Origin of the sequence: Bradyrhizobium sp. SPXBL-02 (assembly GCF_051853065.1) — a bacterium.
Classification (GTDB): domain Bacteria; phylum Pseudomonadota; class Alphaproteobacteria; order Rhizobiales; family Xanthobacteraceae; genus Bradyrhizobium.
In genome coordinates this window covers 2,988,602-3,012,476 of sequence record NZ_CP182474.1, presented here as the reverse complement: position 1 = coordinate 3,012,476, position 23,875 = coordinate 2,988,602, and the positions used below count along the sequence as shown (strand labels likewise).

Genomic DNA, 23,875 nt, shown 5'->3' with positions numbered 1-23,875 from the left:
AACGACGATGTACTACGCGGCCTCCGGTAGCTCCCCTGCCGGAGGCCGCATGTATTTTGGTGTGGATGGCACGGTGGCCCGGACGCCGTCATTGCGAGCGAAGCGAAGCAATCCAGGAATGTGTCCGCGGAAAGACTCTGGATTGCTTTGCTTCGCTCGCAATGACGGGATGAGAGACCACTACGTAAACTCCGCCTCCACGACGCCGAGCCCGTCCAGCTCCATGCGCACCTTGTCGCCGGCCTTCAGCCACAGCGTCTTCACCAGGCTGCCGGTGAGCACGAGCTGCGCCGCGTGCAGCCCCTTGCCCTCGGCGGCGAGATGGTTGGCGAGCCAGGCCAGCGCGTTGTGGGGATGGCCGAGCACGTCGGCGCCGGTGCCGTGGCTGACCTCCTCGCCGTTGACGATGGCGCGGCCTTTGACCGCCTTCAGGTCCGGCACCGACGAGCGCGGGACGGAGGGACCCAGCACGCAGCCGGCGGCGAAGAAATCGTCGGCGATCAAGGTCGGCGCGCCCATCGTCTCCCATTTCACGTAGCGGTCGTCGACGATCTCGATCGCGGGATGGTAGGACTCGACCGCCTCGCCGACCCATTCGGCCGTGAACGGCGCTTCGCCGGCGGCAAGGTCCCGCTTCAGCCGCACCGCGATCTCGCATTCGACGCCGACGCGGACATAATTCGAGGCGGCGAGCTTGGCGCCACTGTCATGGACCCCCTTCTGGAACACGCCGCCGCCGCAAGGGTGCGGGATGCCGATATAGTCCTGCATCACCTGGCTGGTGCAGCCGATCTTGTAGCCGACGAGCGGGCCGACATGCGGCAGCAGCAGATCGTGCAGGGTGCGCTGGACCTGATAGCCCTCGGCTTCATCCGCAGGGGGACGCTCCAGCGCCGCGAGTGGGGCATGGTTGCGGCGCGCCAGCGCGATCGCCTTTGCGGCTTCGAGAGTCTTGTTCATCGGCGCCGCCTCCCACGCTACGCAGTCCAAGGCGGCACTTCAGCATCCCAGCTCCGGCCTGACAAGCGCAGGTGGCGTCCCTCAGCTCTTGACGAGGCCGAGCCGGATCAGGCTCTCGGCGGTCGCAAGGATCGCCTCCTCGTCGGAGCGCGCCTGCCAACCGAGCAGCGACCGGGCCTTGGCGCTGGTAGAATGCCTGACCTTTCCGAGCATCGGCACGACCGCACGCAGCAGCGGAATCCGGTTCGCGGCCAGCCGCACCAGCCAGTCCGGAGCCTGGAGCCGCGGAACCCGGCGCGCCCGCGGCCCGAGTTCCCGGCGCAGCACGCGGGCGATGTCGAGGATCGACATCGTCTCGCCGGAGACCGCGATGAAGCGCTCGCCTTTCGCCTCCGGCGCGGTCATCGCCCGCAGGTGCAGCTCGGCGACGTCGCGGACGTCGACCACGCCGAAATAGACGCGCGGCACGGCCGGCATGGCACCGTCGAGCAGCGACCTGACGATCTCGATCGAGCCGGAAAAGTCCGGCCCCAGCACGGGCCCGAAAATGCCGGCGGGGTTGATCACCGACAGTTCCAGCCCATCGCCCTCGCGCGCGACGAAATCCCAGGCCGCTAGCTCGGCCAGCGTCTTGGACTTGACGTAAGGTTGGCCGTCGACAGCGGCGAGATTGGTCCATTCGGTCTCGTCGAACGGCTTGTCACGCGGCGGATGGCCGTAACCGATCGCGCCCAGCGACGAGGTGATGACGACCCTCCTGACGCCGGCCGCGCGCGCGGCCCGGAGCACCCGGAGCGTTCCGTCGCGGGCCGGGATGATCATCTCGTTCTCGTCCGTTGGGACCGCGGTCGACAGCGGGGACGCCACGTGGAGAACGTAATCGCAACCCGCGACCGCCGCCTGCCAACCGTCGTCCCGGATCAGATCGGCGTTGAAGAAGGCCACGCTCTCGGGCGCTCCTGCCCCGCCCTCGCGCAGCATGGCGAGCACATCGGCCTGACGCTCCGCCCGGCGCACGGTCGTCCGCACGGCGTGGCCGGCGGCCAGAAGTTTCAGGACGACATGGATACCGACGAAGCCCGACCCGCCGGTGACCAGAACAGTGCTCATGACCAGCTTCCCCTCGTTGCACGGACCGGCAAATTGGTTCGGTGGCCCCTGCACAGGCACGCATCTGGTCCCAATGGCCTGGCGGACAAGTAGAGTGGAAGTCGAGACCGGTATGGAAAACCTGACCAGCGTTTGCGACGGCGACTCCACGCAGCTGCGCGAGCTCGAGCGGGACGGCCTCGTGTCGCGCACTGCTTTCGCGGAGAAGCCGATGAGGGTCGAGTACGAGCTGACCGATGCGGCCTACGGCCTGTTGCCGGCGTTTAAGGAAATATTGAGCTGGTCCAGGCTTTATGGGGATACACGTCTTGAGACGTCGCAGCAGGCCTGATTGCAGCGATGCTTGATGCAGCTGGATCAGCGTCTCAACTTCAGAGTCGATCTCGTTGATGCGACTCGCAAAACCTCCCGCACCTGAAGTGAAGGCTGTTTCTCATCCGAACTCACGTGAGCTCGGAGCAATCCAGTCTAGCCCGTTGATCGCGATTCACTTTTCGCGATCGCACCGTCGCCATGGTCGGCGCGACGGCAAGCCGCGGGCAATATGCCGAGCACGGCGCGAAACGGCGCCTTGCATCCAAAAACAAAGAGCCGCATCTCTGCGGCTCGGACCTTTATTCGTCGCGATAAACCTTCTCGCGTTTCTCGTGGCGCTCCTGCGCTTCCACCGAGAGCGTCGCGATTGGCCGGGCCTCGAGCCGCTTCAACGAGATCGGCTCGCCGGTTTCCTCGCAATAGCCGTAGGTGTTGTCCTCGATACGCTGGAGCGCGGCGTCGATCTTGGCGATCAATTTGCGCTGGCGGTCGCGGGCGCGGAGTTCGATGGCACGGTCGGTTTCGGACGAGGCCCGATCGGCGAGATCGGGGTGGTTGACGTTCTCCTCCTGCAGGGCTTGCAGGGTGAGCTTGGACTCTTTGAGGATCTCATCCTTCCAGGCGAGGAGCTTCACACGGAAGTACTCCTTCTGCCGGTCGTTCATGAAAGGCTCTTTGTCGGTCGGTCGGTAGTTTTTCAACTTTTCCAAGGGAGGCCTATCTTCTTAAGTAACGACTCGTGGACGGACCGAGGTCCGTTGAGCCGGGCCTTATATAGTGGCCTCCCGTGACAGACAATATTTCCCTCACCGCCCGGTCCTCGCCCCCAAGCCCTTGCACAGGAAGGTTTATCCCTGAGGGCTCGGAGGCGGACGGCGGGCCTTAATAGCCGACCGTGAAGCGCTGCTTCAGGTGGGCTGGCCGTTCGATCTCGTCGGCAAGCGCAATGGCGTAGTCGGCAAAGGTGATCCAGCTCTTGCCGTTCGCATCTGCGAGAAGCTGATCGGTCCCGAGCCGGAACTTGCCGGTGCGTTCCCCCTCCACGAACAGCGCCGAGGGCGAGATGAAGGTCCAGTTCAGGTCCTTTTCCTGCCGCAGCAGGGCGAGGAAGGCCGATCCTGCCTCCGCTTCAGCCTTGTATTGGGCTGGAAAATTGGGAGTCGTGACCAGCTTCACGCCCGGGGCAACCTCGAGGCTGCCGGCGCCGCCCACCACGAGGTAACGCCCGACCTTGGAGTCCTTCGCCGCACCGATCAGCTTGAGCGGATCACTGGCCAGGAAGTGCACGGAACTCACGGCGACGTCGTGACCGGCCCACAGCTTGGCAAGGCCCGCCTGGTCGAGCACATCTCCCTTGGTCGGCGTGACATTCGGCAGGGCTGCGATCTTCTCGGGGTTCCGGGCGATGGCCGTGATGGCGTGGCCGCGGCGGGACAGTTCCTTGGTGATCTCCGAACCCGCCCGGCCCGAGGCGCCAGCGACTGCGATTTTCATGGAAGGCTCCTTTGCTTCTGTGGTAACTAACGGAGACTAGATATCGCAAAGAATGCTGGTGTTAAGAGAGCACTTTGTGCTTACCTGATTACGCTGAGGTAACTGATCGCATACAACCGACATGCGGACCCCAAGCAACGGTATGGATCTCCGAGGACCGACGATGAAACCCGACGTCTACGCAGCGAACTGCCCCACCCGCCAGATCCTCGATCGCGTCGGCGACAAATGGGCGGTGCTGATCCTCTTGCTCCTGCGAGAGGAGCCGATGCGTTTCAATCAGTTGCGCCGCACGATTGAAGGCATCTCGCAGAAGATGCTGAGCCAGGTTCTCAAGTCGCTCGAACGCGACGGCCTGATCAGGCGCCGTGCCATCGCAACCGTGCCGGTGACAGTGGAATATTCGATCACTCAGCTCGGCCTGACGCTGGCGGCGGCGGTGGACCCCTTACGCGATTGGGCCGAGCAGAATCTGAAAGACGTGCTCGCCGCCCAGCGCCGCTACGATGCGCAGTTGAAGGAAGAGGCGGCGTAGGCGCGCGGGAAGCGGAGCGCGGTTTCGCCCCAAACTTTGCTGTCATGCCCCGGCTTGACCCGGGCATCCAGTACGCCGCGGCCTATCGGTTCAATCACAACTTTCTCTGGAATACTGGGTCGCCCGGTCAAGCCGGGCGACGACACCCTGCGCGACTACCCCTGCCCGGCCTTCGCCAGCTCGACCTCGACGCGCAGCTCGATCTCGGAGAGCACCGCATCAAGCCCGGCATCGCCGGAGGACGATTTCAGGTTCGCCGCGGCATCGCGCAGCCGCATCACGGTCGAGGCGTCGAGATTGCCCGACAGCAGCCCCATCTTGAGATCGTCGAGCACGTCGAGCGCAGTCCTGCCGCGGGCGACCGAGCGTTTGCGACGCTCGACCGGATCCTCCTCGACACCCTGCAACGCCAGCAGCGCATCGATGTTGGCGGCGGCCTTCGGTGCGGCAGCGTTCCGCGTCTCCTGCGCCGATGAGGTGTCCGGCAGCACGAAGGTGCCGGAGCCCGTCCGCTTGGCCTGGCTGGCCGGCGCTCCAAGCGTGGTGCCGTTCGGTCCGTAGATGCGCATCGGAAAGAATCCGGGTGATCGATGCCTCACCTTCGCTGTCTTATGGTTAACGGTGCGTAAACGGCCCGGCAATATCTGCCGACAGGCGGCAGTTTCGCTCCTCAGGGCGAACGAGTGCTGACACCGGTCGAAACAGATTTATTCAACCTATTCAGCCACCTACCCTCGCTATCAGGCGTTGGCACAGCGCTCGCAAGGAAAGCGCCGGACCAGCTCGTCATGGGAGTGTCGTGCAAGTCCTTTCCGATTTGAGGGGCCTTTCTTGAGGGCCTTGGGGAGCAGAGATGCCAGGCGTTCGTTGGGTGAGGATTGTTGGGTTGGCCTGCGCCGCGCTGTCGGCGCTGGCGCTGTCGGTCACCTCGGCGGCGGCGACCTCGCGCATCAAGGACCTCGCCAATATCGAGGGCGTGCGGCAGAACCAGCTCATCGGCTACGGCCTCGTCGTCGGCCTCAACGGCACCGGCGACACGCTCAACAACATCCCCTTCACCAAGCAGTCGCTGCAGGCGATGCTGGAGCGCATGGGCGTCAACATCCGCGGCGCCACCATCCGCACCGGCAACGTCGCCGCCGTGATGGTCACGGGCAACCTGCCGGCCTTCGCCACCCAGGGCACGCGCATGGACGTCACCGTCTCCGCGCTCGGCGATGCCAAGAATCTCCAGGGCGGCACCCTGCTGGTCACTCCCCTGCTCGGCGCCGACGGCAATGTCTATGCGGTGGCGCAGGGCTCGCTCGCGATCTCCGGCTTCCAGGCCGAGGGCGAGGCCGCCAAGATCGTGCGCGGCGTGCCGACCGTGGGACGCATCGCCAACGGCGCCATCATCGAGCGCGAGATCGAGTTCGCACTCAACCGGTTGCCGAACGTCCGTCTGGCGCTGCGCAACCCCGACTTCACCACCGCCAAGCGCATCGCGGCCGCAATCAACGACTATCTCGGCGTCAAGACCGCCGAGCCGATCGATCCTTCGACGGTGCAGCTGTCGATCCCGCCCGAGTTCAAGGGCAACGTCGTCGCCTTCCTCACCGAGATCGAGCAGCTCCAGGTCGACCCCGATCTCGCCGCCAAGATCGTCATCGACGAACGCAGCGGCATCATCGTGATGGGCCGCGACGTCCGCGTCGCCACCGTCGCGGTGGCGCAAGGCAACCTCACGGTCACGATCTCCGAGAGCCCGCAGGTGAGCCAGCCCAATCCGCTGTCGCGCGGCCGCACCGTGGTCGCGCCGCGCAGCAGTGTCACCGTCACCGAGGACGGCAAGAAGCTGGCGCTCGTCAAGGACGGCGTCTCGCTCCAGCAGCTCGTCGACGGCCTCAACGGCCTCGGCATCGGCCCCCGCGACATGATCAGCATCCTCCAGGCGATCAAGGCCGCGGGCGCCATCGAAGCCGATATCGAGGTGATGTGATGCAGACCAGCGCGATCAACACCCCTCGCCTCGCCACCAATTCGGCCTTCTCGGTCGAGAGCCGCAACGGCCGGCCGGACTTCGAGCTCGCCGCTGCACTCCAAAAGGTCTCGCCGCAGCAGCAGGCCAAGGCGCAGAAGACCGCCACCGACTTCGAGGCGATGTTCCTCAACAGCATGTTCGCGCAGATGACCTCGGGCCTGAAGGGCGAAGGTCCGTTCGGCGACACGCCCGGCACCGGCGTGTGGCGCTCGATGCTGACCGAGCAATATTCCAAGAACTTCGCCAAGGCCGGCGGCGTCGGCGTCGCCAGCGACGTCTACCGTACCCTCATCCTGCAGCAGGCGAAAACGATCCGGACGGCATAAGGTCAAACGAGATGAACCACTTCAACGCCTCACGTCAGCCGATGCAGACCCAGCGTCCGAACAGCGCCCCCGTTAGCGGCGAGGCGCGCAAGCTCGCCGAAGAGCTGATGGATGCGATGAACGCCCTGCTCGCGCTGATCGAGCGCGAGACCGAGCTCGTCCGCGCCGGCAAGGTCCGCGAGGCGATGTCGTTCGAAGGCAAGAAGCAGGAGCTGTCGCGCAACTACGTCGCTGCCGTCAGCCAGTTGAAGGCCAACCAGCCGCAACTCGCGAAGTCCGCGCCGGAGCTGCTCTCGACGCTGCATCGCCACCACGATGCGTTCCGCGCGATGCTCCAGGTCAATCTCACCGTGCTCGCCACCGCGCACGCGGTGTCCGAGAGCGTCGTGCGCGGCGTCAACGCCGAGATCCAGAAGCGCAACGTGCCGAACACCTATACGGCCGCGGGGCGCCGCGCAGCGCCGGGTCCGCGCCATATCACCCCGCTGGCGGTCAGCCGCTCGCTCTGAGCGGGCAGGAGAACAGCCGACAATTTTAAGAAAAACCGCGCGGCCACGGCGTCGCGCGGTTAGGCACGTTTCCTTACCGGGTCTTCAGTCCTGGTGTTCCATGCTTGCGCGATTAGAGGGGTTGGGATTTGACTCACGTAAGGCAACCAGGAGGCTGCCATGAGTACAGATTTCAGCATCAGGCCGGTGGGGATCCCGGCCCCCATTCAGATCGTGACGACGTCCAACGCGGCGGCGAACGAGGCCGTGCAAACCGATCTTCCGGTGAGCCAGACGGTCGCCGCAGCCGATACCGGCGCGCCGGTGCGCAATGATGTGCCGAACCACGAGAACATCTCGCGCCAGGTCGTGTTCGACCAGGCGGCCGCGTCCTTCGTCTTTCAGGTCGTCAATGACAGGACCGACACGGTGGTGAACCAGTTCCCGGACGAGGCGATGCTGCGCCGGCGTGCCTATTTCCATGCACTGGACATGAAGTCCGAGCCCTCGCGTCCGCTCAGCACCGACGTCAGCGCCTGACGATCACGAGATCGATGCCGTAGTTTCTGCTCTGCGTCTGGCCGTCGCCGGTCAGCGCGGAGTTCGCATGCCGAGGCAAGACCACCAGCCGCGATTAGATCCTGCCGACATTGAGAGTTTTCGCCGATGTGCTCGTGATGGCGACCATCACGAATCCGGTCACGGCCGTCCGGACAGGCCTGCCGCGATATTGCGGTTGATCTCGATCAGCGGACGGAAGTGATCGAACTGCGGGCTCATCTGCAGCGCGGCGGTCTGGCTCAGCACGAACACGCTGATGTTGGCGATCTTCTGCCGGACGTCGATCGGCTGCGGATTGCTGTCACGCATCGCCTCGCTCAGGAAGATGGTCCAGAGCTTGCGGTTGAACATCAGGGCCTGCATGGTCTGCTCGCTGAGCGGATCGGCGTTGTTCACCGCGTCCTGGAGCTTGTTGGCGGCCTTGAGCAGAGTCTGCGCCTCGATGTCGCGAGGAGATGCGGTGGTGGTTGCAACACGCGCATAAGCCGAGGCAGCGGAATTCGACATCAATCACACCCTGGAGGTTACCTAGCGCGTTGTACGCGCTTAAGGATTTCTTTCCCAACCCTAGGCAGCACCGCTTAAGATTTGCTTACGTACCGTGCTTGGAAGCACTCCGCAGAATTACGGGGCGCGGAGTCCTTCGTCAGCGCGACGCTAGATGCACGCATGCACGATGTAAACTTGCTCGTCGTGACGCGCGTCGATCTCAGCTAATCTTGTCTTAGCGATCTCCCTCAAAAGAGCGGCGGAGCGTCAGCCCCGCCGCGAAATCTCCAATAGCGAAGTTGCGCTGCGGATTAGCGGAGCAGCTGCAGCACGCTCTGTTGCGACTGGTTGGCCAGCGACAGTGCGGACACCGCGATCGACTGGCGGGTCGACAGCGCCTGGCTGTTGGCCGCTTCCTCGTTGGTGTCGGCGAGCGTCAGGTTGGACGAGCCGGTCTGCAGCACGTTGATCAGGTTCTTGGAGAAGTCCTGACGCACCTGCACGATCGACAGGTTCGAACCGAGCGAGGAGCCTTCGGAGCGCAGCGTGCTCGAGGCGGCGTTCAGGCTCGCCAGCACCCTGTTGGTGGCGCCGTTGTCGATGAAGTCGACGCCGTTGACGAGGTTGCTGAGGCCGAGGCCGGCCGCGTTGAACACCACGCCGTTGATGCTGAGCGTCGAGCTGCCGGTCTCGTTGAAGACCAGCTTCAGCGTGTCGCCGTTGAGCAGGTTGACGCCGTTGAAGGAGGAGTCCTGCGAGGTCGTGTCGATCTGCGCCAGGATGTTGTTGAACTGGTTGACCAGGTTCGAGCGCGCGGTCTGCGCGACGGGATCCTGAACCGGCGGCTGCGCCGTGGTGAAGGCGAGGACGCCGGTGATGGTGCCGCCGACCGTGCCGCCGGCAGTGGTCGAACCCAGCGTCGAGGAGGCGTATTCGTTGACGGTGGTGACCGTCAGTACGCCGTTGGCGTCGATCGTCGCGGTCAGGTGGTTGGCCTGAAGCTGCGCGTTGAGCTGGTCGAGCGTCTTGACGGTGCCGTTGGTGCCATCGCCGAAGGTGACGTTGACGGGTGTGCCGCCGTTGAAGGAGGTGAAGGTCAGCGTCTTGCCGCTGATGCCGCCGACGCCCGAGGTGCGCGCCGCGGTGAAGGCGGTCGCCGTGCCGGTGTTGCCGCTGAGGCCGAACGCGCTGAGCGCGTTGCCGGTGCCGGTGATCGAGAGGTCGGCGTTGACGCCGGTCGAGAGCGACAGCTGGCCGCTGGAGTTCACCGACGACGGGATCTGGCCCGACGTGGTCGTGATGGTCGCCGACCCGTTGAAGATGCTGGCGGTCTTGACGCCGGTGGCGAGGTCGATCGAGTTGAGCAGGTCGGTCAGCGTCGCACTCTGGAGATAGACGGTCGAATTGCCGTTGCCGTCGGTGACGACGTTGCCGCTGACGCCAAAGCCGTTGGCGACGCTCGCCGCCGATTGCGGGGTCTGCGCATTCTTGAAGGTGATGGTGTGGCCGTCGATGTTCAGCGTCGAGCCGTCCTGAACGAGAGTGCCGAGCGAGCCGGCGGTGGTCGACCGGTTCGCAGTCACGGTCGCATTGCCTGCGCCGGTCGCCGCCGTCAGACCGAGCTTATTGAGGAAGTCAGCCTTGCCCGTCAGGCTCAGATCGGCGCCGGTCGAGCTCTTCAGCGTGATCTGGCCGCCGCCCGAGATCGAGGATGCCACCTGGAGTGTGCCGACGGGACCGGCCGCGCCGCTGACGGCGATGGTCGCCGCGCTCGCGCTGATAGTTGCAGTCTTGACGCCGCTGGCGAGGTCGATCGCGGTGAGGACGTCGTTGATGGTCGCACCGGGCGCAGTCGGCGTTCCCTCGTAGACGATCGAATTGCCGTTGCCGTCGGTGGCGATGTGGCCGCTGGCGTCGAGACCCCAGCCGGTCGGCTGCGAGCTTGGCGCGACGCCGGTGCGGAAGGTGATGGTCTTGCCGTTCACCGTGATGGTGTCGCCATCGGCGGGCGGCGTGCTGAAGGTGGTCGATGCCGTGGTGCCGAGCAACGTCGCGGTGCCGGACAGCGCGGTGGTGCCGTCGGCGGCGAGCGCGGCCGTGCCGGTAAAGGTGCCGGCCGTCGAGCCCAGCGAGGCACCGAGTGCGGCGGTTCCCGTAACCGGGGTCACGCCGCCGGCCGCGCCGGTATAGAGCACGTTGCTCTTGGCGGTCGCGCTCGCATAGGAGGTCGTGCCGCGCAGGTCGGCGGGCGTCGCGCCGGGAATCGTGGTGGAGACGTTCGACTTGGTGGAATAGCCGACCGTGGTCTGCAGCGCCTGGTTGGCGATCGATTTGGCGCTGTCGATCAGCTTCTGCAGCGAGGTGATGCCGGTGTTGGCCGCCTGCAGCACCTGGACACCGTTGTTGATGCCGTCGAGCAGGTTGCTGATGTCACTCGCCCGGTTGTCCAGCCCCTGCGCCGTGAAGAAGTTGGTGGGATTGTCGAGCGCCGTGTTGACCTTCTTGCCGGTCGACAGCCGCTCCTGCGTCGTGGCCAGCAAGTCGGCCGTCGACTGCAGCGACAACAGGTTCTGGCGAACGGACGCCGAGAGAACGATGTTGGACATTGGCGAGTCTTCCTCTTGAACCGGATACGAATCGGCCGCGCGGACTGGAAAGCGGGCCTTTTGTCCAGTTTTAGGAGGTGTCCTTTAAAGTATGGTTAACGCCGGTTTAAGGGATAGGGTTAATGGCGAATGAACGCCCCTGCCCGCCCCGGACGCAAAAAAGAGCGGCGGGGCAAGAAGCCCCGCCGCCCGATTTTATTCAGTTATTTCAGTTGCTTGTTAGCGGAGCAGCTGGAGCACGCTCTGCTGCGACGTGTTGGCCAGCGACAGCGCGGAGACCGCGATCGACTGCCGGGTCGACAGCGCCTGGCTGTTGGCCGCCTCGACGTTGGTGTCGGCCAGGGTCAGGTTGGACGAACCGGTCTGCAGCACGTTGATCAGGTTCTTGTTGAAGTCCTGCCGGATCTGCACCACCGAGAGGTTCGAGCCGAGGCTCGAGGCCTGCGAGCGCAGCGTGCTCGAGGCGGCGTTCAGGTTGGTCAGCACCCGATTTGCTGCGGCGTTGTCGATGAAGTCGACGCCGACCGTCAGCGAGGCGAGGCCGAGACCCTTGGAGTTGTAGGTCACGCCCGTGATGTTCAGGCTCGACTTGGCGGTCTCGTCGAACACCAGCTTGAGCTGATCGCCGTTGAGCAGGTTGACGCCGTTGAACGAGGAGTCCTGTGCGGTGGTATCGATCTGGTTGAGGATGTTGTTGAACTGAGACACCAGATTGGCACGCGCCGTCTGGGCAACGCCATCCTGGACGGGGGTGGAAGCCGTCGAGAAGGTCAAGGCCGAGGTGAGCGTGCCGCCGATCGCACCGCCGGCCGCCGTCGAGCCCAGCGTCGAGGACGCATAGTCGTTGGATGCCGTGATGGTCAGCAGGCCGTTGGCGTCGATCGTTGCCGACAGGTTGTTGGCCTGCAGCTTGGTGTTGAGCTGATCGAGCGTCTTGACCGTGCCGTTGGTGCCGTCGCCGAAGGTGACGTTGACCGCCGTGCCGCCGTTGAAGGAGGTGAAGGTCAAGGTCTTGCCGGCGATGCCGCCGATGCCGGAGGTGCGCGCCGCCGTGAAGGCGGTGGCGCTGCCAGTGTTGCCGGCGAGACCGAACACGTTCAACGCGTTGCCGGTGCCGGTGATCGAGAGGTCGGCGTTGATGCCGGTCGAGATCTTGAGCTGGCCGGACGTGTTGATCGTCGAGTTCGACTGGCCGGTGGCGGTCGCGAGCGTCGCGGTGCCGTTGGCATTGACCGTCGCGGTCTGCACGCCGGTGGCGAGGTCAATCGCCTTCAAGACGTCATTGACCGTGCCGCCCTGCAGATAGACCGTCGAGTTGCCGTTGCCGTCGGTGAGGACGTTGCCGCTGGCACCATAACCGGTCGGAACGCTCGGAGCACCGGTCGAGCCCGGGATCGGCGCGTTCTTGAAGGAGATGACGTGGCCGTTGACGTTCAGCGTCGAGCCGTCGGCGATCGTCGCACCGAGCGAGGTTGAGCTCGTGGTCCGGTTGACGCTCACGGTGGCGTTGCCGCCGCCCACCGAGGTGGTCAGGCCGAGCGCCTTGAGCAGGTCGGCCCTGCCGGTGACGTTCAGATCCGCACCCGTCGAGCTCTTCAGCGTGACGGCGCCCGCACCAACGCTCGAAGCGGTCTGGTTGACGCTGGTCGCGATCGTCGCCGCACCGGAGCTGATGGACACCGTCTTGACGCCGCTGGCGAGATCGACCGCGGTCAAGAGATCGCTGACGGTCGCAGCCGGCGTGCCGGCGGTGCCGAGATAGACCGTGGTGTTGCCGTTGCCGTCGGTGACGAGGTTGCCGCTGACGCCCGAGCCGGCCGCAACCGCACTCGATGCCGGAGCAGCGCCGCTGCGGAAGGTGATGGTCTTGCCGTTGACGGTCAGCGTGTCGCCGTCGGCGGGCTGGGCGTTGCTGGCGAGGCCCGTTGCAGTCGTGCCGTTGGTGGCGATCAGGGTGATGGCGCCGGTCAAGGCCGTGGTGCCGTCGCCGGCCGTTCCCGCCGTACCCGTGAACGAGCCGATGGTAGCGCCGAGCGTCGTGGTCCCGTTCGCCGCGGTGGTGCCGCCGGCGGTGCCGTTGTAGAGCACGTTGCTGCTCGCCGTCGCGCTGGCGAAGCTCGTCGTGCCGCGCAGGTCGGCCGCCGTCGCACCGGCGATGGTGGTGGAGACGTTCGACTTGGTGGAGTAGCCGACGGTGGTCTGCAGCGCCTGGTTCGCGATCGATTTCGCGGAGTCGATCAGCTTCTGCAGCGAGGTCAGGCCGGTGTTGGCAGCCTGCAGCACCTGCACGCCGTTGGCGATGCTGTCGAGCAGGTTGTTGATGTCGCTGGCGCGGTTGTCGAGCGACTGGGCGGTGAAGAAGTTGGTGGGATTGTCCAGGGCCGAGTTGACGCTCTTGCCGGTCGACAGACGGTTCTGTGTAGTGGCGAGAAGATCGGCGGTGGACTGGAGAGAGAGCAGGTTCTGGCGAACCGACGCAGAGAGAACAATACCGGACATGACTCTTACCCTTCTGGCTTACGCGTCTTCGTTCGATCGCTTCCGGATCGAGTGACGGGGCCAGCGTGCCGTGACATGGCTAACAAAGGGTGAAATGCATGAAGCCCGCATAAGCGCCGGTTCACCATAAGCGAGTCGAACGTGCGGGCACGGCTCGCAATCCATCTGAAATCATTGGCAATTCCTGACGCTTACGCTCCATTAACCATAACCGCTGGTTACTTTTTCGAGAGGCGCCTGCCCTCTCGAAGTCTCCGAGCAGTGACCAAAAAGAAAGCGGCGGGGCCGAAGCCCCGCCGCCGGATCTTGCTTGCGATGTCGCCCGCGCGTTAGCGGAGCAGCTGGAGCACGCTCTGCTGCGACTGGTTGGCCAGCGACAGCGCGGAGACCGCGATGGACTGGCGGGTCGACAGCGCCTGGCTGTTGGCCGCCTCGACGTTGGTGTCGGCCAGGGTCAGGTTGGACGAGCCGGTCTGCAGCACGTTGATCAGGTTCTTGTTGAAGTCCTGACGAACCTGCACGATCGTCAGGTTTGAACCCAGAGCCGAAGCTTCCGAACGCAGCGTGCTCGACGCGGAGTTCAGGTTGGTCAGCACCTTGTTGGTGGCAGCGTTGTCGATGAAGTCGACACCGCTGGTCAGCGCGGCGAGGCCAAGACCCTTGGAGTTGTAGGTCACGCCCGTGATGCTCAGGCTCGACTTTGCAGTCTCGTCGAACACCAGCTTGAGCTGGTCGCCATTGAGGAGGTTGACACCGTTGAACGAGGAGTCCTGAGCAGTCGAGTCAATCTGCTGGAGGATGTTGTTGTACTGATTGACCAGGTTCGCACGCGCCGTCTGGGCAACCGTATCCTGGACGGGGGTGGAGGCCGTCGAGAAGGTCAGAGCCGTCGTCAGCGTGCCGCCGATCGCACCACCTGCGGCGCTCGAACCGATGGTCGAGGACGCGTAGTCGTTGGTGGTCGAGACCGTCAGCAGGCCGTTGGCGTCGATCGTTGCCGTCAGGTTGTTAGCCTGCAGCTTGGTGTTGAGCTGATCGAGCGTCTTGACGGTGCCGTTGGTGCCGTCGCCGAAGGTGACGTTGACCGCCGTGCCGCCGTTGAAGGAGGTGAAGGTCAAGGTCTTGCCGGCGATGCCGCCGATGCCGGAGGTGCGCGCCGCCGTGAAGGCGGTCGCCGTGCCGGTGTTGCCGGCGAGGCCGAGCGCGTTCAGGGCGTTGCCGGTGCCGGTGATCGACAGGTCGGCATTGATGCCGGTCGAGATCTTGAGCAGGCCGGAGGCGTTGACCGACGAGTTGGTCTGGCCGGAGGCGGTCGCGAGCGTCGCGGTGCCGTTGGCATTGACCGTCGCGGTCTGCACGCCGGTGGCGAGGTCGATCGCCTTCAGCACGTCGTTGAGCGTGCCGCCCTGCAGATAGACCGTCGAGTTGCCGTTGCCGTCGGTGAGGACGTTACCGCTGGCACCATAACCGGTCGGAACGCTCGGAGCACCGGTCGAGCCCGGGATCGGCGCGTTCTTGAAGGAGATGACGTGGCCGTTGACGTTCAGCGTCGAGCCGTCGGTGATCGTCGCACCCAGCGAGGCTGAGCTCGTGGTCCGGTTGACGCTCACGGTGGCGTTGCCGCCGCCCACCGAGGTGGTCAGGCCGAGCGCCTTGAGCAGGTCGGCCTTGCCGGTGACGCTCAGGTCCGCACCCGTCGAGCTCTTCAGCGTGACGGCGCCCGCACCAACGCTCGAAGCGGTCTGGTTGACGCTGGTCGCGATCGTCGCAGCACCCGAGCTGATGGATACCGTCTTGACGCCGCTGGCGAGATCGACCGCGGTCAAGAGATCGCTCACGGTCGCAGCCGGGGTGCCGGCGGTGCCGAGATAGACCGTGGTGTTGCCATTGCCGTCGGTGACGAGATTGCCGCTGACGCCCGAGCCGGTCGGAACGGCGGTCGAGGCCGGAGCAGAACCGCTGCGGAAGGTGATGGTCTTGCCGTTGACGGTCAGCGTGTCGCCGTCGGCGGGCTGGGCGTTGCTGGCGAGGCCCGTTGCAGTCGTGCCGTTGGTGGCGATCAGGGTGATGGCGCCGGTCAGCGCCGTGGTGCCATCGCCGGCCGTTCCCGCCGTACCCGTGAACGAGCCGATGGTAGCGCCGAGCGTCGTGGTGCCGGTCGCCGCGGTGGTGCCGCCGGCCGCGCCGCTATACACGACGTTGCTGCTCGCCGTGGCGCTCGCATAGGACGTCGTGCCACGCAGGTCGGCCGCCGTCGCACCGGAGATGGTGGTGGAGACGTTCGACTTGGTGGAATAACCCACCGTGGTCTGCAGCGCCTGGTTCGCGATCGACTTCGCGGAGTCGATCAGCTTCTGCAGCGAGGTGATGCCGGTGTTGGCAGCCTGCAGCACCTGCACGCCGTTGGCGATGCCGTCGAGCAGGTTGTTGATGTCGCTGGCGCGGTTGTCGAGCGACTGCGCGGTGAAGAAGTTGGTGGGATTGTCCAGAGCCGAGTTGACGCTCTTGCCGGTCGACAGACGACTTTGGGTGGTGGCGAGAAGATCAGCGGTGGACTGGAGGGAGAGCAGGTTCTGACGAACCGATGCGGAGAGAACAATACCGGACATTGAGTGTTACCCTTCTGGTACGCAACGCAACAAACTTCGATTAGGATTAATCGATGCTCGGGACGGTGGACGTTGTGGGCTAACAAAGCATGAAGCGTGTCGCTGCAGTCCTCGTCCGGATTCACCATAAGAGCGATGCAGCCAGATCGGCTCGGCCCCTATCATCATGATCGGATGATGTTTTTCATGCACCGGTGAAGCGTTTGCTACTTGTCAACCATAACTGAGAGTGAGCGATTGACTGCATCGAATGCACCCTTTCGACCCCGCCGGGCAGCACTTTAGATGCCGGCGCAAAAAGAAAGCGGCGGGGCTCGAAGCCCCGCCGCCGGATCTTGCTTGCGATGTCGTCCGCTTTGTTAGCGGAGCAGCTGCAGCACGCTCTGCTGCGACTGGTTGGCCAGCGACAGCGCGGAGACGGCGATGGACTGGCGGGTCGACAGCGCCTGGCTGTTGGCCGCTTCGGTGTTGGTGTCGGCCAGCGTCAGGTTGGACGAGCCGGTCTGCAGCACGTTGATCAGGCTCTTGTTGAAGTCCTGACGGACCTGCACCACCGAGAGGTTCGAGCCGAGGCTCGAGGCTTCCGAGCGCAGCGTGCTCGACGCGGCGTTCAGGTTGGTCAGCACCTTGTTGGTGGCAGCGTTGTCGATGAAGTCGACACCGCTGGTCAGCGCGGCGAGGCCAAGACCCTTGGAGTTGTAGGTCACGCCGGTGATGCTGAGGTTCGACTTGCCGGTCTCGTCGAACACCAGCTTGAGCTGGTCGCCGTTCAACAGGTTGACGCCGTTGAACGAGGAGTCCTGCGCGGTCGTGTCGATCTGGTTCAGGATGTTGTTGTACTGATTGACCAGGTTCGCACGCGCCGTCTGGGCAACCGTATCCTGGACGGGGGTGGAAGCCGTCGAGAACGTGAGCGACGAGGTCAGCGTGCCGCCGATCGCACCACCTGCGGCGCTCGAACCGATGGTCGAGGACGCGTAGTCGTTGGTGGTCGAGATCGTCAGCAGGCCGTTGGCGTCGATTGTCGCCGTCAGGTTGTTGGCCTGCAGCTTGGTGTTGAGCTGATCGAGCGTCTTGACGGTGCCGTTGGTGCCGTCGCCGAAGGTGACGTTGACCGCCGTGCCGCCGTTGAAGGAGGAGAAGGTCAAGGTCTTGCCGCTGATGCCGCCGATGCCGGAGGTGCGCGCCGCCGTGAAGGCGGTCGCCGTGCCGGTGTTGCCGGCGAGGCCGAGCGCGTTCAGCGCGTTGCCGGTGCCGGTGATCGACAGGTCGGCATTGACGCCGGTCGAGATCTTGAGCAGGCCGGAGGCGTTGATCGACGAGTTGGTCTGGCCGGAGGCGGTCGCGAGCGTCGCGGTGCCGTTGGCATTGACCGTCGCGGTCTGCACGCCAGTAGCGAGGTCGATCGCCTTCAGCACGTCGTTGATCGTGCCGCCCTGCAGATAGACCGTCGAGTTGCCGTTGCCGTCGGTGAGGACGTTACCGCTGGCACCATAACCGGTCGGAACGCTCGGAGCACCGGTCGAGCCCGGGATCGGCGCGTTCTTGAAGGAGATGACGTGGCCGTTGACGTTCAGCGTCGAGCCGTCGGTGATCGTCGCACCGAGCGAGGTTGAGCTCGTGGTCCGGTTGACGCTCACGGTGGCGTTGCCGCCGCCCACCGAGGTGGTCAGGCCGAGCGCCTTGAGCAGGTCGGCCTTGCCGGTGACGCTCAGGTCCGCACCCGTCGAGCTCTTCAGCGTGACGGCGCCCGCACCAACGCTCGAAGCGGTCTGGTTGACGCTGGTCGCGATCGTCGCAGCACCCGAGCTGATGGACACCGTCTTGACGCCGCTGGCCAGATCGACCGCGGTCAAGAGATCGCTCACGGTCGCAGCCGGGGTGCCGGCGGTGCCGAGATAGACCGTGGTGTTGCCATTGCCGTCGGTGACGAGATTGCCGCTGACGCCCGAGCCGGTCGGAACGGCGGTCGAGGCCGGAGCAGAACCGCTGCGGAAGGTGATGGTCTTGCCGTTGACGGTCAGCGTGTCGCCGTCGGCGGGCTGGGCGTTGCTGGCGAGGCCCGTTGCAGTCGTGCCGTTGGTGGCGATCAGGGTGATGGCGCCGGTCAAGGCCGTGGTGCCGTCGCCGGCCGTTCCCGCCGTACCCGTGAACGAGCCGATGGTAGCGCCGAGCGTCGTGGTGCCGGTCGCCGCGGTGGTGCCGCCGGCCGCGCCGCTATACACGACGTTGCTGCTCGCCGTGGCGCTCGCATAGGAGGTCGTGCCGCGCAGGTCGGCCGCCGTCGCACCGGAGATGGTGGCGGACACGTTGGACTTTGTGGAATAGCCGACGGTGGTCTGCAGCGCCTGGTTGGCGATCGACTTCGCGCTGTCGATCAGCTTCTGCAGCGAGGTGATGCCGGTGTTGGCAGCCTGCAGCACCTGCACGCCGTTGGCGATGCCGTCGAGCAGGTTGTTGATGTCGCTGGCGCGGTTGTCGAGCGACTGGGCGGTGAAGAAGTTGGTGGGATTGTCCAGGGCCGAGTTGACGCTCTTGCCGGTCGACAGACGGTTCTGCGTGGTGGCGAGGAGGTCAGCGGTGGACTGGAGGGAGAGCAGGTTCTGACGAACCGATGCGGAGAGGACGATACCGGACATGACTCTGTTACCTTTCTGGTAAACGACGCTACTGTTACACGTCTGCTTGGATCGCGATGGACCCAGCGACGGCGGACCGTGCCGCCGAGACCTCTAACGAAACATGAAATGAAACTCGCGCTTTTGCCCGGTCACGCGTGATTCGGTCCCGGAAGCGGTGCGCATGGCGGCAACCCCGCACCAATCCCGCTATTGAAAGCATTCAGCTTTTTGGCGGGAATAGCTCGAATTTACAGCTCGTTAACTAGTTGCGAGCGAGAATCACGACCTGACAGGCCGCAACGAACGCTCGGTTACGAAAGCGTTGATGGAGAACAGGAATGGCCCTCAAGGTCGAGCTCAAACCGCACGAACGCATCATCGTCGGCAATTCCGTGATCACCAACACGGACCAGCGGGCCCGCCTGCTGATCGATGGCGAGAACGTGCCGATCCTGCGCGAACGCGACATCCTCACGCCGGAGACCGCCGACACGCCCGCCAAGCTCGTCTATCTGGCGGTCCAGCTCATGTACATCTCCCCGGATCCGCAGACCCAGCACGGCACCTATTTCAACCTGGTGCGGGACATCGTCACGGCGGTGCCGAGCTCCTGGCCGATCATCGAAGGCATCAACAACAACATCCTGAACGGCGACCTTTACCGGGCGCTGAAGGAAGCCCGCAAGCTGATCGCCTATGAGGAGAAGCTGCGCAACCAGTTCGAGGCCACGCATCCCAAGGCGGCAGCGGACAAGGACGACGTCAGCACCGCCGCCGCCTGATACGGGCGTTCGCGCCAACGACAACGGCCCCGGATCGCCTCCGGGGCCGTTGTCGTTTTCAGGCGTTCGTCAAGCTATTGCGCTGCGAGCGGCGGCGCATCGACCTCGATCACTCCGCCGCTCCGCTGTCCACCGAACTGCAGCACGGCCGCAACCAGCGCATCGATGTCCGCCTCCTCGGTGCGGTGATTGACGATCGCCGCGCGGATCGCGAGCTTTCCGTCCAGCGTCGTGCTCGATGGCGCGGCGATGCCGGACTCCTGGATGTCGGCAACAATCTCGCGATTGACAGCATCGCCGCTGCGATAGCGGAAGCAGACGATGTTGAGATTGACCCGCGCCAGCAATTCCAGCCGCGGTTCGGCCAGCACACGCGTCTCCAGATACTTTGCGAGCGCACAGCTCCGCGCCACCGCCGCACCCAGCCGGTCGGTGCCGAACGTCTTCAGCGTGAACCACGTCTTCAACGCCCGGAAGCCGCGCGACAGATCGGGACCGAGATCGCAGGGCCAGACCGCGCCCGCCGCAAGCCCCCTCGCCTCGCGGCTCAGATAGGCAGCCGGCTGCGCAAAGGCCTGCCGATGCTGTTCGCCGTCGCGCACCAGCAGGAAGCCTGCGTCGTACGGCACCTGCCCCCATTTGTGGAAGTCGAGTGCGATGGAATCCGCAAGCTCGATGCCGCCGAGCAGCGGCGCAAGCTCCGGCGCCAGGATCGCGAGCGCACCGAAAGCGCCGTCGACGTGAAACCAGATTCCTTCCTCTCGGCACAGCTCCGCGATCGCCCTGAGATCGTCGATCGCACCGATATCGACCGTGCCGGCGGATGCGGCCACCAGGAACGGCTTGAAGCCGACCTCGCGATCGACGGCGATCTGTGCGCGCAATGCCGCAACGTCGATGCGATGATCGGCATCGACGGCGATCTTGCGCAGTGCATCCGTGCCGAGCCCGGCGATGTCCGTCGCCCTCGCTATGCAGCCATGCGCTGCCTGCGACGTATAGGCCGTGAGCAGCGCACCGTCATTGCCGATGCCGTGCTGCCGCGCCAGCGTGCCGAGCGCGGTGGTGCGCGCCACCAGCACGGCCATCAGATTGGCCATCGACGTGCCCGTGACGAAGATGCCGCTCGCGCTCTCGGGAAAGAGGAACAGGCAACGCATCCACTCCACGATCTGGCGCTCGACCTCGATCGGCATGTGGTCGCGTCCGCCGAGATTGGCATTGAGGCCGGCGGCGAGCATCTCCGCGAGCATGCCGACCGCGGTACCGCCGCCATGCACCCAGCCCATGAAGCCGGGATGGACGTTGCCGGTCGCATAGGGCGCGACATGCTCGGAGAATTCGCGATAGACCTCGGCAAGATCGCTCGCCTCGCGCGGCACGTCCGCTCTGAATGCCGCGCGGACGTCATCGGGAATCGGCCGCCAGACGGGGCGCGCACGAACGTTGGCGATGCCGTCGATCGTCTCGTCCAGCATGCGGTGGGCCAGCGTGCGAAACTCGCTCCAGTCCTGCGGATCGAGCGAGGTATTCGCGACGGAGCCTTGCGCGTTGCGGATGATCTCGTTCATGCTGCGCTCTCCGTGCCAGCCTTCGCATGCCGCGACAGCATCGCCGCGAACGCGGCAAAGATCTTGCGCATCTGCGGCGGCTTGTAGGGAAACACGACCGGCGAATCCATGTTGTGCACGACGGCGGTGTTGTCGGCCTCGAACACCAAGAGCTCGCCGTTCGCGTTCTCGGCGCAATCGACGATGAAATAATCGAGGCCGACGCGCCGGCTCATCTCCTCGAGCGCGTTGCTGTGGCGCGCGCCGAAGGCATGGTCGAAGTCGCGCATGAAGACGGCTTCCTCGGCCCGCTTTTCTTCGCTGAAGGCCATGTAGGCGTTGAGATACCAGATGTCCCAACGATCGGCGATCGCCATGTGGCAGGCGTAGGGCTTGCCGTCGACCATGGCGAGGCGATATTTGCGGTAGAGCCCGTCGGGGCTCACATAATCGACGAAGCGTGCGACGAAGAAATCCTGCTCCTTCCGTTCGGCGAGATAGGCCACGAGCGCCGCCGCATCGTCGAGCTTCGCGAGCCCGACGCCGGCATGCGAGCCGCGCGGCCGCGCGATCATCGGAAAGTGCAACTCGCCTGCGATGTCGGCGCATGCGATCCGCCCCTGCGCAAGGTCCGACAATTGCGTCCGCGTTGCGTGAATCGTCGCGGGAATGTCGAGGCCGGGCACGTCCGTCAGCAGCCGATAAAGCTTGTCGCGATCGAGATTGCCGATGCGATCGGGGCGATTGAGCAGCGGCCGCGGCCAGTGCGGTGCGGCCCCTTCGATCAGCGCGAGCGCCTCGCGGCATTCCTCGGAATCGGACGCGACCACGATGGCCGCGTCGTGCTCCGGCAAGGTCTCGGGCAAACCGACGCCCTTGATCACATAGAGAGTCAACAGCTCGATGTCGGAGCCTTCGAGCAGGAAATCGATCGGCGTGTTGCCGCCCATGTCGATATCGGCCGCAAGCGCGAGCAGGCGCAGGCCCGGCTTCGCGGCGGCGCTAGGCGTTCGGAACAATTGATGGAAGGCCAGCACCTCGGACTGGATCGCAAGCCCGCGATCCTTGTCGCCCAGGAGCTGGGTGATCAACGACAGGTCCAGTCCCTCGCCCGCCAGCGCAGTCCCTGCTGCGATGCGCGCGACGAGCTGGTCGCGCAACGGATGCAGATCGACGCCTTCGAAGGCCCGGCGCGTCAGTTGCGCAAAGCCGATGCGGTCGGCATAGTTCGCCGCGGTCAGGCCGATCGGCGCTGAAACCGGATGCTGCATCTCACACCTCGAACGCGGACTTTACCGGCACGGAAGCGGCTGCGCCACCGGCGAGCAGCAGCTCGATCTTCACCAGGACGTGGGCGATCTGGTCGAGGAGGTGCTGCACGTTGCGTTGCGTCTCCGCCCTGTCCGGCGACCAGGCCTCGATCACGAGCCGCGCGCCGACGCAGAGGCGCAGCACCGCCTGCGGCGTCTCGTCCTGCCGCTCCAGTCGCACCGGCTGGCCGATCAGGCAGCGCTGTGCGGCGACCTGACGGTCCTCCGCGCTGCCGCTGATCTCTGCGCTGACGTCACGCGCCAGCGCGCGGTGAACGCCCGTGGTCTCGGCAATAGAAACCGGCTTGCCGTCGCGCAGCAGCGTGAACGGAAAGATGGTGGGTTGCACGAATTCCTCATCGTCGATGCCGGCCACGTCGGTCGCGGCTGGAACAGAGCGCAACGACGGCGACAATGCGATCATGCTGTCGATGCCGGCAGCGAGCTCGGCGAGCATCCCGGCGCGGAAAGCGCCGGGCACAGCGTAGTAGCTGCCGATCTCGGCCAGCGCCGCCTCCCAGCGCAGCCATTGACCGAAATTCGGGCGGCGCTCGAAGCGCGAACGCAGCGCCATCCAGGCCATCGGCCAATCGCAGCGGCCAGCGTAATCGAAGATTCCAGGCGCGATCCCCTCGATGCGGTCGAGCGACCGCGACAGGCCCTTCGGCACCAGCAACGCACCGCTGAAGGCAGGTCCGCCGAAGAATTTGGAGCCGGTGATCAGCACCATATAGCCGCGGTCGAGATAAGAGCGCAGCCGCCGGCGGCCGAGCCTGGCCTGGCAGGCGTCGACGACGATCTGGACCTTGCGCGGCCAGCGCCGCGCGATCTCGTCGAGGCAGGCCGCGCTCGGTGCACGCCATCCGAGCTTCGAGGAATCCATGATCTGGAGCAGCACGGGCGCGCCTTGCGCGATGGTGGCCTCGACCGCATGCAGCACCGCCTCATCGGCGTCCGTGCGCATCGCGATCCCGGCCCCCGGCGCGCGCAACGGCAGCGAGATGCTGGCGCCGGCCAGCCCCGCCACCGCGGCGTCCTTGCGAACCGCAAAGCCGCTCGCCGTCAGGCCGCTGAAATGATGTCCACGCGCGGTATGGGTCGTGCCGCTCCCGGTCTGGTCGGCGCCGACCACGATCGTCACCGGCCGCGCGCCGAGCATGGTGCGCGCCAGGAACAGGGCGTGAAGCTGGGAGTCCGTGCCGGACGGCGAGAACACCACATCGACGCGCGGCGAGAGCTGGAGATGGCCGCGCAGCTCGTCGCGCAGGTCCTCGCAGCGTGCATCGAAAGCGACCTCGACCTCGTCGAACAGGCACTTGTGCATCAGCTCCTCGCGCGCCAGCGCGGCGCGGTCATAGGCCGCCTGCGAGATCGTCGAGGCAGTCGAGGAGGCGAAATTCCAGACCTCCGGCTCCGGTGAAGCCGCGCAGCCATAGGCGTTGGCTCGATCGCTGGGATCGAGCGCCAGGCGCGGATCTCCGCCGGACACGAGCAGCGTGTCGAGGGGCGTGAAGAGATCGCGCAGGCGATAGCGCGAACCGCCAGCGGCGGCGCGTTGCATCTCCGACCGAGCGGATGCGCCGCCGCTCATCCCGAAGGG

General features: G+C 65.3%; 20 protein-coding genes. 7 read left to right on the top strand and 13 right to left on the bottom strand.

Going from position 1 to position 23,875, the window contains the following annotated elements; genetic code table 11:
• Nucleotides 1-180: 180 nt before the first annotated feature.
• Both ACNJYD_RS13645 and ACNJYD_RS13640 read right to left on the bottom strand, forming a co-directional pair.
• Nucleotides 181-960 carry a 2-keto-4-pentenoate hydratase gene (locus ACNJYD_RS13645; RefSeq protein WP_172782871.1) on the bottom strand — a complete coding sequence of 260 codons (780 nt, stop codon included), beginning with the start codon at nt 958-960 and terminating at the stop codon, nt 181-183.
• A gap of 81 nt (nt 961-1,041) precedes the next feature.
• Nucleotides 1,042-2,070, bottom strand: coding sequence for an SDR family oxidoreductase (locus tag ACNJYD_RS13640; RefSeq protein WP_439366640.1), 1,029 nt, complete (start codon nt 2,068-2,070; stop codon nt 1,042-1,044).
• 94 nt (nt 2,071-2,164) lie between these two features.
• Between ACNJYD_RS13640 and ACNJYD_RS13635 the strand changes: the two genes are divergently transcribed.
• Entirely contained in the window at nt 2,165-2,401 is a 237-nt protein-coding gene (locus ACNJYD_RS13635) for a winged helix-turn-helix transcriptional regulator (protein ID WP_439366639.1), read from the top strand.
• Between the two features lie 283 nt (nt 2,402-2,684).
• Here ACNJYD_RS13635 and dksA read toward each other — a convergent pair whose 3' ends face one another.
• Both dksA and ACNJYD_RS13625 read right to left on the bottom strand, forming a co-directional pair.
• Nucleotides 2,685-3,050: an RNA polymerase-binding protein DksA gene (dksA, locus tag ACNJYD_RS13630; RefSeq protein WP_246571501.1), complete on the bottom strand. Its 366-nt coding sequence runs from the start codon at nt 3,048-3,050 to the stop codon at nt 2,685-2,687.
• A 217-nt stretch (nt 3,051-3,267) separates the two neighbouring features.
• On the bottom strand, nt 3,268-3,879 hold the full coding sequence (locus ACNJYD_RS13625; protein ID WP_439366638.1) for an NAD(P)-dependent oxidoreductase: 612 nt from the start codon (nt 3,877-3,879) through the stop codon (nt 3,268-3,270).
• 163 nt (nt 3,880-4,042) lie between these two features.
• On the opposite strand from ACNJYD_RS13625, the gene ACNJYD_RS13620 reads away from it, so the two are divergent.
• Nucleotides 4,043-4,414 carry a winged helix-turn-helix transcriptional regulator gene (locus tag ACNJYD_RS13620; RefSeq protein WP_025037390.1) on the top strand — a complete coding sequence of 124 codons (372 nt, stop codon included), beginning with the start codon at nt 4,043-4,045 and terminating at the stop codon, nt 4,412-4,414.
• Between the two features lie 155 nt (nt 4,415-4,569).
• On the opposite strand, the gene ACNJYD_RS13615 is transcribed toward ACNJYD_RS13620, so the two are convergent.
• Nucleotides 4,570-4,983 (bottom strand): flagellar assembly protein FliX, encoded by a 414-nt coding sequence (locus ACNJYD_RS13615; protein ID WP_172782866.1) that lies wholly within the window; start codon nt 4,981-4,983, stop codon nt 4,570-4,572.
• Nucleotides 4,984-5,267: 284 nt separating this feature from the next.
• Between ACNJYD_RS13615 and ACNJYD_RS13610 the strand changes: the two genes are divergently transcribed.
• The 4 genes from ACNJYD_RS13610 (at nt 5,268) to ACNJYD_RS13595 (ending at nt 7,788) form a co-directional block, all read left to right on the top strand.
• Complete coding sequence (locus ACNJYD_RS13610) at nt 5,268-6,392, top strand: flagellar basal body P-ring protein FlgI (RefSeq protein ID WP_036027924.1); 1,125 nt, start codon at nt 5,268-5,270, stop codon at nt 6,390-6,392.
• Nucleotides 6,392-6,760: a flagellar assembly peptidoglycan hydrolase FlgJ gene (gene flgJ / locus ACNJYD_RS13605; protein WP_172782865.1), complete on the top strand. Its 369-nt coding sequence runs from the start codon at nt 6,392-6,394 to the stop codon at nt 6,758-6,760. Before ACNJYD_RS13610 ends, flgJ begins: the two co-directional genes overlap by 1 nt.
• Nucleotides 6,761-6,771: 11 nt before the next feature.
• Nucleotides 6,772-7,269, top strand: a complete 498-nt coding sequence (locus ACNJYD_RS13600) for a hypothetical protein (protein ID WP_271501360.1) — start codon at nt 6,772-6,774, stop codon at nt 7,267-7,269.
• Nucleotides 7,270-7,428: 159 nt separating this feature from the next.
• The gene (locus ACNJYD_RS13595; RefSeq protein WP_172782863.1) at nt 7,429-7,788 is read left to right on the top strand and encodes a hypothetical protein; all 360 of its coding nucleotides are present in this window, start codon (nt 7,429-7,431) and stop codon (nt 7,786-7,788) included.
• 159 nt (nt 7,789-7,947) lie between these two features.
• Here ACNJYD_RS13595 and flaF read toward each other — a convergent pair whose 3' ends face one another.
• The 5 genes from flaF to ACNJYD_RS13570 form a co-directional block, all read right to left on the bottom strand.
• Nucleotides 7,948-8,316 carry a flagellar biosynthesis regulator FlaF gene (gene flaF, locus ACNJYD_RS13590; RefSeq protein WP_018642830.1) on the bottom strand — a complete coding sequence of 123 codons (369 nt, stop codon included), beginning with the start codon at nt 8,314-8,316 and terminating at the stop codon, nt 7,948-7,950.
• A gap of 293 nt (nt 8,317-8,609) precedes the next feature.
• Nucleotides 8,610-10,904, bottom strand: coding sequence for a DUF1522 domain-containing protein (locus ACNJYD_RS13585; RefSeq protein ID WP_439366637.1), 2,295 nt, complete (start codon nt 10,902-10,904; stop codon nt 8,610-8,612).
• Nucleotides 10,905-11,123: 219 nt separating this feature from the next.
• Nucleotides 11,124-13,403, bottom strand: a complete 2,280-nt coding sequence (locus tag ACNJYD_RS13580) for a DUF1522 domain-containing protein (protein ID WP_172782861.1) — start codon at nt 13,401-13,403, stop codon at nt 11,124-11,126.
• Between the two features lie 329 nt (nt 13,404-13,732).
• The gene (locus tag ACNJYD_RS13575) at nt 13,733-16,012 is read right to left on the bottom strand and encodes a DUF1522 domain-containing protein (RefSeq protein ID WP_260379927.1); all 2,280 of its coding nucleotides are present in this window, start codon (nt 16,010-16,012) and stop codon (nt 13,733-13,735) included.
• 359 nt (nt 16,013-16,371) lie between these two features.
• Complete coding sequence (locus ACNJYD_RS13570) at nt 16,372-18,651, bottom strand: DUF1522 domain-containing protein (protein WP_260379928.1); 2,280 nt, start codon at nt 18,649-18,651, stop codon at nt 16,372-16,374.
• Nucleotides 18,652-18,971: 320 nt separating this feature from the next.
• Between ACNJYD_RS13570 and flbT the strand changes: the two genes are divergently transcribed.
• On the top strand, nt 18,972-19,415 hold the full coding sequence (gene flbT, locus ACNJYD_RS13565) for a flagellar biosynthesis repressor FlbT (protein WP_172785241.1): 444 nt from the start codon (nt 18,972-18,974) through the stop codon (nt 19,413-19,415).
• Between the two features lie 74 nt (nt 19,416-19,489).
• Here flbT and ACNJYD_RS13560 read toward each other — a convergent pair whose 3' ends face one another.
• The 3 genes from ACNJYD_RS13560 to ACNJYD_RS13550 are packed head-to-tail and all read right to left on the bottom strand — an operon-like array spanning nt 19,490 to nt 23,866.
• A complete protein-coding gene (locus ACNJYD_RS13560) occupies nt 19,490-20,986 on the bottom strand; it encodes a pyridoxal phosphate-dependent decarboxylase family protein (protein WP_439366636.1) in 1,497 nt (498 codons plus the stop codon).
• On the bottom strand, nt 20,983-22,236 hold the full coding sequence (locus ACNJYD_RS13555; protein WP_439366635.1) for an ATP-grasp domain-containing protein: 1,254 nt from the start codon (nt 22,234-22,236) through the stop codon (nt 20,983-20,985). Before ACNJYD_RS13555 ends, ACNJYD_RS13560 begins: the two co-directional genes overlap by 4 nt.
• Before the next feature lies 1 nt (nt 22,237).
• Complete coding sequence (locus ACNJYD_RS13550) at nt 22,238-23,866, bottom strand: hypothetical protein (protein WP_439366634.1); 1,629 nt, start codon at nt 23,864-23,866, stop codon at nt 22,238-22,240.
• Nucleotides 23,867-23,875 lie beyond the last annotated feature (9 nt).